This window comes from Desulfosediminicola flagellatus (genome assembly GCF_005116655.2).
Lineage (GTDB): Bacteria > Desulfobacterota > Desulfobulbia > Desulfobulbales > Desulfocapsaceae > Desulfopila > Desulfopila flagellata.
This window is the reverse complement of record NZ_CP050698.1, coordinates 1,134,513-1,146,702: the sequence shown is the minus strand read 5'-3', so window position 1 is coordinate 1,146,702 and position 12,190 is coordinate 1,134,513. Positions and strand designations below refer to the sequence as shown.

The 12,190-nt window shown below is 42.9% G+C and carries 8 protein-coding genes; 1 reads left to right on the top strand and 7 read right to left on the bottom strand.

What is annotated here, in order from left to right; all coding sequences use genetic code 11:
* Window positions 1-124: 124 nt before the first annotated feature.
* From FCL46_RS04740 to FCL46_RS04715, 6 genes are all read right to left on the bottom strand, one after another.
* The gene (locus tag FCL46_RS04740) at window positions 125-703 is read right to left on the bottom strand and encodes a TetR/AcrR family transcriptional regulator (protein ID WP_167505728.1); all 579 of its coding nucleotides are present in this window, start codon (window positions 701-703) and stop codon (window positions 125-127) included.
* A 406-nt stretch (window positions 704-1,109) separates the two neighbouring features.
* Window positions 1,110-3,206 carry an HD domain-containing phosphohydrolase gene (locus FCL46_RS04735; RefSeq protein ID WP_136805230.1) on the bottom strand — a complete coding sequence of 699 codons (2,097 nt, stop codon included), beginning with the start codon at window positions 3,204-3,206 and terminating at the stop codon, window positions 1,110-1,112.
* 9 nt (window positions 3,207-3,215) lie between these two features.
* The gene (locus FCL46_RS28540; RefSeq protein WP_136805229.1) at window positions 3,216-3,713 is read right to left on the bottom strand and encodes a prepilin-type N-terminal cleavage/methylation domain-containing protein; all 498 of its coding nucleotides are present in this window, start codon (window positions 3,711-3,713) and stop codon (window positions 3,216-3,218) included.
* A gap of 275 nt (window positions 3,714-3,988) precedes the next feature.
* Window positions 3,989-5,734 (bottom strand): adenine deaminase, encoded by a 1,746-nt coding sequence (gene ade / locus FCL46_RS04725; protein WP_136805228.1) that lies wholly within the window; start codon window positions 5,732-5,734, stop codon window positions 3,989-3,991.
* Between the two features lie 464 nt (window positions 5,735-6,198).
* Window positions 6,199-7,062 (bottom strand): PA2778 family cysteine peptidase, encoded by an 864-nt coding sequence (locus FCL46_RS04720; protein ID WP_136805227.1) that lies wholly within the window; start codon window positions 7,060-7,062, stop codon window positions 6,199-6,201.
* Window positions 7,063-7,446, bottom strand: a complete 384-nt coding sequence (locus tag FCL46_RS04715) for a PA2779 family protein (protein WP_136805226.1) — start codon at window positions 7,444-7,446, stop codon at window positions 7,063-7,065.
* A gap of 661 nt (window positions 7,447-8,107) precedes the next feature.
* Between FCL46_RS04715 and FCL46_RS04710 the strand changes: the two genes are divergently transcribed.
* A complete protein-coding gene (locus FCL46_RS04710) occupies window positions 8,108-10,744 on the top strand; it encodes a cache domain-containing protein (RefSeq protein WP_167505727.1) in 2,637 nt (878 codons plus the stop codon).
* Window positions 10,745-11,055: 311 nt separating this feature from the next.
* Here FCL46_RS04710 and FCL46_RS04705 read toward each other — a convergent pair whose 3' ends face one another.
* The gene (locus tag FCL46_RS04705; protein ID WP_136805224.1) at window positions 11,056-12,183 is read right to left on the bottom strand and encodes an ABC transporter permease; all 1,128 of its coding nucleotides are present in this window, start codon (window positions 12,181-12,183) and stop codon (window positions 11,056-11,058) included.
* Window positions 12,184-12,190 lie beyond the last annotated feature (7 nt).

Genomic DNA, 12,190 nt, shown 5'->3' with positions numbered 1-12,190 from the left:
CTGTATCGTTGTTGAATCAAGATATACGTTATATTCCTCTGTTCTTCATTCATTGGAAGTAAACCAACAACACACGTTAACGTGTGTTAACTTGCAGGGCAAAAAAAATGCAACTCACAATCTATCAACGCTTCAACCCATTAAGGATGCGGCTGAATGTTCTTGCATACTTTGCACGCATTTCCTCAAGGGAATCTTTCTTTTTCTTAGAGACGTAAAGACCAAAAAAGCCATTACAGGTAGCAAGTAATAACATTGCGACCTCTTCCGGATCATCATCGTGTAAAGAACCGTCCTGCATACACTCTCTTACTCTATCCTCCATAAACTGCTGACTCACCGTAGCATCCTTTACCAGTGCACCTTTCACCGAGTGTTCGACTGTATGGTCCAGGGTAAGAAATAGTATTTCGTAATATTTGTTTTGCTCTGTTGCAAAAGCAAAGAACTGTTTAGCAGCCAGGTGCAGACGCTCTATCGGAGTTGCACCCTTCAGGGATTTTTGCAGATAGGAATCAAAGGTTTTAAAACCTTCGCGCAGAACCTGGTGATGCAAAGACTCCTTATTCTCAAAATGTCGATATATCGCCGTTGGCGAAAGATTTACCCTGGCAGCAACCTTACGCATGCTCATACCTTTATATCCTTCAAGCAAATAAATATCGCAGGCGGCTGAGAGAATTGTGTCTTTAGTAGTAGTCATGTTAACACCAGTTAACATAGCCGGAACGTTTATTCAATATTTTTCCGCAAAGCATGATTACACAACCACTTGCCATAAATGGACTGCCTGGACTGCGGATAAAATCCACTGGTAAATGCTCCTTCCGCACATACAATTGTTAATCCAGCAGGAAGAAAGAAGATGAACCATGCGCAGTGAAAAGAGCATAGCAAGGCAATGCTTCACTGCAGTTCCTCCCTCTCAATATGCATTATTACCCAGTGACAATATTAAGAGCACACTATCTATATTACTAACAGTTGTTGGAGAAATGATCACCTTGCCCCTACCGGCAATGGATGAGATTGAATATCAGAAGACAACCAGAGATTATGGTATTATAGGAAAAAACACGCCCCCTTACTCCTAGGGCAATTTAACACACTTAATCTTTTGATATTACAACCAGAAAAGCATCGACAACATCAGGGTCAAAGTGGGTTCCTGCCCCCTCAACTATCAGTTTTTCAGCCCGTTCATGTACCCAACCTGCTCGATAAGGTCTATCAGACGCTACAGCATCCCACACATCTGCTACAGAAAGTATACGTGCCCCCAGATCAATATCCTCCCCCTTGAGACCGTCGGGATAACCAGTACCGTCATATTTTTCATGATGTTGAGCAACCAGTGGAAGAATATTCTTATATGCCTCTATTGGTTCAAGTATTTTAGCTCCAATTTCAGAGTGTTTCTTCACCTCTTCGTATTCCGACTCACTCAACCGTTCGGGCTTATCCAGAATCGCAAGCGGAATACCTATCTTGCCAATATCATGCAATAGACCTGCTCGTGTAATTGTTTCAATTCCTGCATCATCATATCCCATCGCCCGCGCTATCAATGCACTCAGACCTGCTACCCTCTCAGAATGGCCAGCGGTCCACCGTGATTTTGCATCAACAGTTCGAGCCAATGCCTCGATCGTGCCCGTTGCCAGGCTTTCCATATCTTCCAATAGCATTGAATTCTTAAGAGCTACTGCAAGCTGGTTGGCGATCTGACGCGCCTGGTCCAGTTGATCCTGTCCCAGGACTCTCTCTTCTTTCCATACGAGTAATAGTGCTCTGTTAACCTGTCCATCAATGCTAATCGGTAGACATACACACTGGGCATAGCTGTCTCCAGTCAACTCATGCAATAATGGTCCCTTACCTTTTATATCAATTGTAGAAATCTTTGTATTTTCAGGAAAAAATGTAGATTTTATCTCTTCACTCATTCCACAATATTCAACCTGTGGATCACTTATGCGTTGCCCAGTCATCTTATAAAATTTCAGATGCGCTTCAGACACCTTCGATTTTTTAAGATATAGGCACGCATCACATGCAAAAAATTGTTTTAAACGATGCAATGTTGTCTTAAGTATTTCAACCCGGTCAAAGGAAGAGAGGATTGCTCTTTCAATCTCACCTAGCACTTCTAGAGTTGTAAACTGCTTAGACAGCTTAGAGCTCATGTCATTAAATGCATTACCTAGTTCTTCAAACTCATCCTTACTGGTAATATCTACTTCTACAGAAAAGTCTTTCTCAGCAATTCTTCGAGTTCCACGTTTAAGCTCTTCCAGTGGTTCCAGTCCTTTTCTGATAAATGAAAATGAAAGGTAAAGAATAAGCAAAAGAAACAGGAGAATAATCAGTGGGAAAGATGCCTTAAAGCCATCAAGTGCAGACATGATATCACTTCTCGCCTGACTCACCATAATGATCCAGCCAGTACGTTGAAATCGGGATTCAATAAACAGATTGGAAAAACTGGCAAAATACTCTTCACCCTCATGTCGATACTCAAAAATGCGTAGATCCTTGGTAAGGTATTTTTTTTCCAGATCCCTATAATCCCCTTTCGGTGCATCAGCGGTAGCCATTATATTCCGTCCCTCACTGTCAAACACAGAAAGTTCAATCATCGGCGGCAAGAGAGGATTTACACCTACACCCCATAAATAGGATGTACTTATCTCTCCAATAAGAGAAAAGGACAGTTTCCCTTCGTTATGAAAGTTCACTCCCATAAAAACCCGGGCAATCGCATTTTCTTGAAAAAGTGTTAGAAGAAAAGGACGATCAGAGTGTAGATGTTCAATACCTACTACCCGCTGAAGTTCATCTTTAAAGAAGTTACCTGAAACAGGTGAGGCACCTCCCGTTGAATACATAGTTATGCCACTAAAAAGTTCACCATGCAGATCCTTGGTAGCATCCTCAGGTACAGTTTCCTGAGTTCCGGCAAATTGAATCTGTTTGCCCCGGGTATACAGTTCATTCTCCAATCGAAGAAGTCGATCAAACAGCCCTAACCCATACGCCTTAGCCTCCCGTTTGAGTCGTACATAACTCTGCTCCTCAATCTGGGACACTACTCGTGTGTAAGAAACAACAACCAACGCAATTGTAGGAACGAAAGCACATAGAATAAAAAGCGTACAAAAACGCCTGGCTATTTTACTTTTCAGAAATGAAAATCCGGGTCTCATCTGTTTTCCCTAGTAATCGGATACTCGGCCAATAAAGGCCCCATCATTTGCCCGTACAACGTCATCACGACTTTCTTTTGCTGTAAACGGCCCTTGAGATTTCCCATCAGGCCCCATGCTGTACAGGTCATAGTCGGTATTAACAGGAACAAGACTATGGTCTTTTCTCACCTTACTCTTACCTTTTAAACCTTCAAAATTCAGAAACTGATATGGGTTTCCCCACGGGTCTTCAATCCCCCCAATACCCATATCTGTGAGACTTGAGGGCAACGCATTATTATCAAGACTGAAGACACTAATTTCCCTTTCAATATGTCTCAGGTTTTCAATAGCCACTTGATAGTCTGTTCTTTCCTGATATTTCGTATATTGTGGAAAAGCGATGGCAGCAAGTACACCAATAATTGCAATGACAATCATCAGCTCAAGGAGGGTGAAAGCCTGCTCCCTATATCTGCATTGGCCTGAATAAAAATGCACTGAATCGCGGCTGGAGATAATCATTCGGGATAGTCATGATTCTATAACAGTAATAAAAGTCATCACTCGCTATTTAAATATAGAGAGAAAGAACTTTTGGGGAGTTACATATCTGATTATCCATCAATTACAGGCAATGTCAAATAGCTATTCTCTTCAAAAAATACGATGGTCACCTGCTGCTAGAAAGGGCTATGATCACGCCCATGAGAAGTTTACCGCAACGGTTCAAGCCAAATCACCCGGTTAAGGATACCCGGGCAATCAGACCACATACTCTGTAATGATATCAAAGGAAATTAATCATTAACATCACTCACCGGAACATCTATAAAGCTAAAGGACGACACATCAAAAAGACCTGAATCACAAATTTTCAGATGCGGTATTACTACCAGCGACATAAACGAGAGTGCCAGGAATGGATTGAATAAACAGTTTGGAGCCATTTCCGTTACAGCCTGCTGCAACTGCTCTAAATCGTTCATTACATCGCCAGCCTGCCGTGCAGTAATGAGACCGGCTATTTCAAGTTTAAGCGATGATATAACCTTACCTGCACGAACAACGACGATTCCGCCCTGCATTTTTCGCATTTCGGATATAGCAGCAATCATATCAGCATCGTTTGTGCCGACGACGATTAAATTATGAGAATCATGAGCGATAGTTGTCGCAATTGCACCGTCGTTTAGCTGCAATCCTTTAACTATCCCCCTGGCGATGTTACCCAGATTGTTATGCCGCTCAATAACCGCAATCTTTAAATGATCCTTCTCTGTGCTGATTGAAAATTTTCCGTTCTGCTGTTCGACCTCTTCAACCAGATGGTTGGAAACAACTGTACCAGGCACAACCTCGATAATGTTAGCCATCGTACAACCGCCCATATCTATGGCCAGATCGTCAGCGTTCACTTCTGGTAAATGTACTGAGCTTACAAATGTATCAGGCGCACCATGCATGCCCGGATCAACACGATTTATTATTTCACCATCTTTTGCAACCAGCCTGCCTTTTTTATACACCTCTTCAATGGTTAAAGTATGCAAATCAGAGACTATTGAAAAATCAGCAATATAGCCAGGAGCAATAGCCCCGACATTTTCAAGCTTGTAACATCTTGCAGCATTTAATGATGCCATCTGGATTGCCGTTGCCGGATTAAGCCCATTGGCAATTGCTAAACGAACATTTTCATCCACCCCGCCATTATCATACAGATCGTCAAGATGTTTATCATCGGTTGAAAAACAGAGCATCGGCGCATTCTTTTCGTTAATGGCCGGCAACATTTTTAACAAATCTTTACAGACCGTTCCTTCACGCACCAGAGTATAAATTCCGCGGCGCACCCGATCAATGAGTCCCTGACTGGTATCGCACTCATGATCTGTACGTATATTTGCTACTGCATATGCATTCAACTGATCATCACCAAAACCTGCCCCATGACCATCAATCCGGCACCCCGCCCTGTTAGCATCTTCAAGCTTTGCCATCATGTCGACATCACCTTCAAGCACAGCAGGAAAATCCATAACCTCGGCAAGCCCAAATACTCCCGGGTTTGTATATAGCGGTTTAAGATCCTTAGCAGTCAACGTACAACCAGCATTTTCAAACGATGTGGCGGGCACGCATGATGGAAGCATAAAATAAAAATCCATCGGCACATTTTTACCGTTTTCTATCATGAACTCAATGCCATCAACACCGCAGACATTGGCTATTTCATGTGGGTCTGCTACAACACCTGTAACTCCATGCGGAAGAGACGTGTTACTGTATTCAATGGGAGTTACCAACGTCGATTCGATATGAGCATGTGCATCAATGAGGCCTGGAATTATATATTTACCACTGCAATCAATCTCAGTTTTTCCATGCCCCGTATAATCACCTATTCCTGTAAAAACACCGTTTGACACCGCTACATCTGCAGTAAAAACATCCTGCGAGAACACATCGACAACATTGACGTTTACTAACACCAAATCAGCTTTGATCTTTTTTGTAGCCGATAGAATTCTGTCTTTTAACATGGAATCACCCTGTGTGAATTACCTGAAGGCTATGCTTGAGACCTGTTGGTAATACGTTGTATTGAGATTATTGCCCACTTTGATACCAGCGATTTACGTATTGAGAAATTCGGATGTACGTATTTCTGATTGGAAAGTTCGTGGACATGCAGAAAAGTAACTAGAATTAAGATAATCGCTTTCTTTGTAATGCCAAGCAAATGAGTCTCTGCAAAAAAGCTGAATACACTATATTTTGCTGGATTCTTTAGCAACAAAGAAACTGATTCTTACGATAAAAAAGGAAACACAATGGGGTAGCGAAAAAAGAACAACGAGCAGGTTGACGATTTTTTTTATAAATCCCCTACAGCTATCGATTCACTGCATGTATTGCTGAGATTATCTGCCTCAATCAGCTTTTGCTGAATCTCTTCCCGGGTTCTTCGAAGATAAGCAGTCATACCTGACTGCCCGTTACTCGGTCAGAGAAATGCGTCGAGCAATTCAATGGCCTGAGTATAACAGTGAAGTCCGGCCAACGATTCTGCCAGGTTATTGGCGACCTCTGCACGATTGGGATCTTTACGCAGCAGATACGCGAAAAAGGTTGCTGCAGGTGTATAACGCTCCTGTGCGTAAAGCGTATTGGCTAGACCAAAAATTGCAGTCTCCTGATACGGATGGCGCAGTAGTATCGCAGTATATCCCTGTTCCGCCAAAGCGGGGTTACCCGCTGCTTCGATATCTGCAATTGCTTTAAGATATCGTTGAATATCATGATCTGCCGGTATATCATCTTCGCCCAAAACAACAATACCCCAGTTACCCGCCTTATCCCAGCTTGACTGAAATTTACCAAGACTGACTACCAGCCTCTCAGATTCTCCAGAGCGAAGGATAATATTGCCATCCGCCTGAACTCCAACCACTACCGCATAATGGTAAGCAGGCCATGTTTTCAGCCTGAGATTCTGCATCACCAGAACGGGTCGACCAGCATTCAACTCACCAATAATTGACTCAATGTCTGGTTTAATCTGGTAGGGAATACGATTATACCGTCGAATTGCTCCAACAAGCTCGAGTTGCAGCGTCCCTTTGCGTTCCGGAATAAAGATCTCGGGTGCCAGCATATCGGGAATAACAAAAAGACCTGAATCAGCCAGCACCATGGCAAGTGAAGCCGGCCCGCACTGATATTGTTGCTGCGGGAAAAACGGCGTATCGATCAGTTCTACATCTGTTACAGGCAATGCAACCTGCAGATGAGACCGATGCAAACTACAACCTGACAACGTGCAGGATATCAGGAAGAGTCCAAATATGAGTATTCTTCCAGTCTTCATTTATATCTTGGTAAAGATATTAGTAACACCAACAAGCTCAAGAATTAACAGTACCAGAAAAACTACTCCAATCACTTCAAGGGCACCCGCACCTGCTGGCATTGTATCGATATTTCTTTGAATACTCATAAGTTCAGCCGCTGTTAATCCATTTAAACGTTGGCTGACAACATCAGGGTCAACTCCACGATGTATCAGTTCTGTACGCACATCTTCCCTGGCAAGCATATGTGCTATCTGACTTCTGGTATCATCCTGATAGGTTGATTCAATCAACGCTTTGGTCGGAATCAGGGCCGCTCTTGCCGCGGGCATGACTCCGGATAGAATCAAAAACTGCAGGAGTGTCATTACTATGATACATTTTTGTGTTTGCATCTTCATGGAGTTCCTCCTCGTATGTAGTCGGAGATCGTTTGTTCGTCGTTTAGATACAATTTTCTTAGAATGAAAGGCTTAACGACTTACAGGTAGCTTTATCAAGTAAAAGGATCCTTTACGGTAACACTTGTACACCTGACACGTTTTCACATCAACCACTTTCGTTTATCCCCTGCAGAATACACCATGAAAAACCGTATGGATAGCAGCAACATCAAACACATAACAAACAACACTTTAAACCTTGGCAAAGCCTATTCTCGGCCCACAATTGCTCCATTTTAAAAAAAAAGACTGCCTTGTAGCATCCTATGTATGCAAACCCATAACCGATACCATCAATCTGTCCTAAACATACTAAATGGAATTTCCCGTCCCCTGCTTTTTTACTCGCTACCATTGCCACATCAAAGTTTCTCTCGTTGATCCACCAGGCCATGTTGAAAGGATGAATATAGAATGATAGGATGATAAGTATCGGATAATCGGTATTTGATACAATTACATAATAAATATCGTAGAGGACATTACAGATAAACATCTAACCGGCCAATACGATAAGTAATAATCGTAGTACCTCCACGTACCTTTTACAATGACAGTATCCTTCAGGAGAATGCCCAATACTTCCTCCATACTTTCGTTCATGAGATACAACTCTTTGATGGGGAAAATCCTCCTCTGGATTATGCCCATAGTTATTGTCGGATTGTTGTCTCTCAGCTTTGCGGCTTACAAATACATCAACATCGTTATTGAAGACGAGCTCTCAAACAGTATGTTGGTTTCAGTCAGTAAGAGCGCTGAAAGCATAAACCGCTGGCTCGCAACAATAATGCTTGAGCCGGAGACTATTGCTTCGACTCCTGCAGCGAAAAGAATAAATGACGATTTCAACGCATTCGATACTCAGAACATCAACAGACATAAAATTCTTCACGAAAAACACCCAGATATTTTTCAAGACATATATGCTGCAAACAGTAAAGGTGAATACCATACAATCCTGCAGAATGATTCTGACTATTCAATCTTTATCGGGGATATCGCAAACCGGCCATATTTCAGATCAATTATGGCAGGCGGTCCGACTCAGATTACCCCACCCCTCATATCCAGAACGACAGGAATCCCAACCATATTTATGGTTTCGCCCATTCAAGATGATCAAAAACGCCCCTTAGGCCTGGTTGGTGCGGGCATTTCACTACGGTACATTCAGGAAATAGCAGAAGGGCTTAAGGCAGGGCAAACTGGTTACGGTTTTATCATCGCAAAAGATGGAACATATATTTATCATCCTGAGCCTGATTTAGTCATGAAGAAAAAAATCACAGAACGTAACACTTCGGCAGAGCAGAAACTCGGGCAGTTGATGCTCGCAGGTGGCTCAGGAATATATCGAGATCTATTCAGCAATCGTGAAATGGTTGCCTTCTATCATCCAATCGCTATCACAGGCTGGTCGGTAGCAACGGTTATTCCTGCACGTGAGTTGTTTGCCCCGACAATAAGAATGATGAAGTCACTCGGAGTGATAACTGTGTTGTTCGTTTTCGTCATCGGCTCTACCATTGTGCTGGTGATGCAACGATTGACACGACCATTACAGACACTTGCAACACGTACACAGGAAATTGCAGCGGGGAATCTAGAAGGAACAGCTCTGAAAATCACATCGGATGATGAAATAGGTATCTTATCACAATCGTTTAATACGATGGCGAAAAACCTCAAACACACGCTCTCGGGTTTAAAAGAGAGTGAAGATAATTACAGAGGCATCTTTGAAAATTCCATTGAAGGAATCCTACAATCAACCATTGACGGGAAAATACTCAATGCCAATCCTGCCATGGCAAAGATGTTGGGTTTTGAATCAGCTGAAGCGTTTATTGCAACCTGCGTTGATATCCCGCAGCAACTCTATGTTAACCCTGATGACCGTAAGAGACTTATTTCGATATTGCTTGAAAAAGGAACTGTTCATGATCAGGAAGTACAATATTATCGCCGTGACAAAGAGATTATCTGGGTTTCTATCAGTTCAGTCCTGATACGGGATTCTGAAGGAAATATACTTCGTATAGAAGGCCAAGTGAGTGACATCAGTGATCGAAAACGAGCAGAAGAAGAACAGGTAAAATTGTTCGAACAACTGGTTCAGGCTCAAAAACTTGATGCTGTGGGCAAGCTGGCTGGTGGCGTAGCCCATGACTTTAACAACATGCTCGCAGTTATTCTTGGCCAGACGCAACTGGCATTATTGAAAACCACGCCTGCAGATCCATTTCATAAAACTTTTCTGGATATTCAGAATGCCGCTGAACACTCCGCGAACCTCACTCGCCAACTACTGGCATTTGCCCGCGAGCAGACCGTATCTCCCAAAGTTATTGATCTCAATCAAGCCATCAATAGTACGCTGAATTTGCTGCGACGCCTCATAACGGAAGACATAGAACTTGTTCTTACTCACAATAAAAATATCTGGCCGGTTTTCATTGATCCAGATCAGGTTGGCCAAATACTCACGAATTTATGTGTGAACGCCCGCGACGCCATACATGGAATTGGCAGAATTACCATTGGCACCCAAAATGTATCTTTTGATGAGGCCTATTGTGCTCATTATCCGGATTTTATACCTGGAGATTATATTTGTCTATCGGTAGCTGATACTGGGTCAGGAATGGACAAAGCAACTCAGGAAAATATTTTTGAACCGTTCTTTTCCACCAAGGACATTTCAAAGGGTACAGGGTTGGGATTGTCAACTGTCTATGGGATAGTCAAACAAAACAATGCTTTTATAAACGTCTACAGTGAAGTTGGACAGGGTTCGACCTTCAAAATATACTTTCCCAGAAATCAGGACGCTGTAACTGATTCAACCCCAAAAGAGCCCGACGAATTGATTGCTCTCAATATGGGCATGGTGTTATTGGTGGAAGACGAACCCAGGCTTCTTAAGATTAGCAAAGCAATTCTTGAGGAACTCGGATGCAAAGTTCTGGCAGCGGGCTCTCCTGCCGAAGCTATAGAAATTGCATTAAATAACTCCACCATAATAGATTTACTCATTACCGACGTCGTCATGCCGGAGATGAATGGTCGTGATCTGGCATCATGTATTGTAGACATTCAGCCGAATATCAAATGTCTTTTCATGTCAGGCTACACCGCCGACATAATTGCCCATAAAGGTGTCTTGGATAAAGACATAAATTTTATCCAAAAACCTTTTTCGATTCACGATTTATCTGCCAAAATTCGCGAAGTGATGAGCCAAAAGCTATAAGTCATCCAACTGATGTTCTCTTGAGCCAAAGCCCCCCACTCTAAAAACAGAAAATTCCCAATGTTTTAGATTTGAAATATACGGTTCAAATCTAATGCCTATCTGTTTAATTAACTTCTTTTTAATCGAAGTACGTTTTGCTGGGAATACCTGTTGAGGTGACCGATGCTTTCTATCACGTTTCGGCAAGTTAAACTCGGGCAACATCGGCATGATTTGAATCTGTTTTCCATACTAAAACCAGCTCGTCATAACCCGTATTTTCAGTATGCTAACATGTTACAACATTTCTTAAACCAGTGCCATTCAGGTCAGGATAAGGTCTTCTTAAATCTCCCAATCGCGATAATGAGAAAACTTAGGGTCAGAGACGTTTGAGCAGCGATAGCAGGCCACAGCGCGGTTATACCTACATCCTTCATTACAATGCCCCGCAGAACTTCTAAATACCATCGCATCGGGTTAAAGATTGTGGCGTAGCGCACCGGATCAGGCATATTGCTGATTGGAAACATAAATCCACTTAACATCACCGACGGCATGAGAACCAGAAAACTTGTCAGTAGCGCTTGCTGCTGTGTGGCAGCGCTACCACTGATTATCAGGGCAATTCCCATATTACCGGCAAGATAGATGCCGGTCAATGCATAAAGCAGAGGTATACTCCCCCGCACATGGACACCAAAAACAAGATAGGCAACACAGAGCATAAATGACATCGTGATATAGCCGGTTATCATATAGGGAATGGTTTTGCCGAGGATGAATTCAATACCGCGGATCGGGGTCACCATCACCTGCTCAATGGTGCCGATCTCTTTTTCTCGAACGATCCCGATACTTGTGAGTAACAGGCTGAAGATAAAAAGCATGGTGGCGATAAGTGATGGCACATAATAGTAATGGCTCTCTTGATTGGCGTTATACCAGGCGCGACTTTCGGTAGTTATCTGTAGCGCAGAGGTGGTAATCCCTTTTCTTCCCAGCCTCTTTTCCCGCATCCTGTCATTAAAGGTATTGATTATATAGCCAGCGTAGCCAAGAACGATTGCTGTACTGTTGCTGTCGGTCCCGTCTGTGATGAGTTGGGCTTTCGCAGTCTCTTCTTTTACAATATCTTTACTAAAGCCATAAGGGATGTGTAATACCGCCCGGACATCGCTTCGATCCAGAAGCGGGACTATTTCATCCTGGGCTAACAGATACGAGGAAATACGGAAATACTTGCTGGCGGTAAATGCGCTTATCAGTTCCCGCGAGACAGGGGTTTTATCCATGTCGAGCACAGCCAGACGGATGTTTGTAACATCGGTGGTAAGTGCAAACGCCATGACAGTCATCTGTATCACCGGCACGCCAAAAATAACCACCCGCATCCTCGGATCGCGCAGCATCTGTAAAAATTCTTTAACAAGCATACGAAACAAACGTTGCAGCATTTTTTTT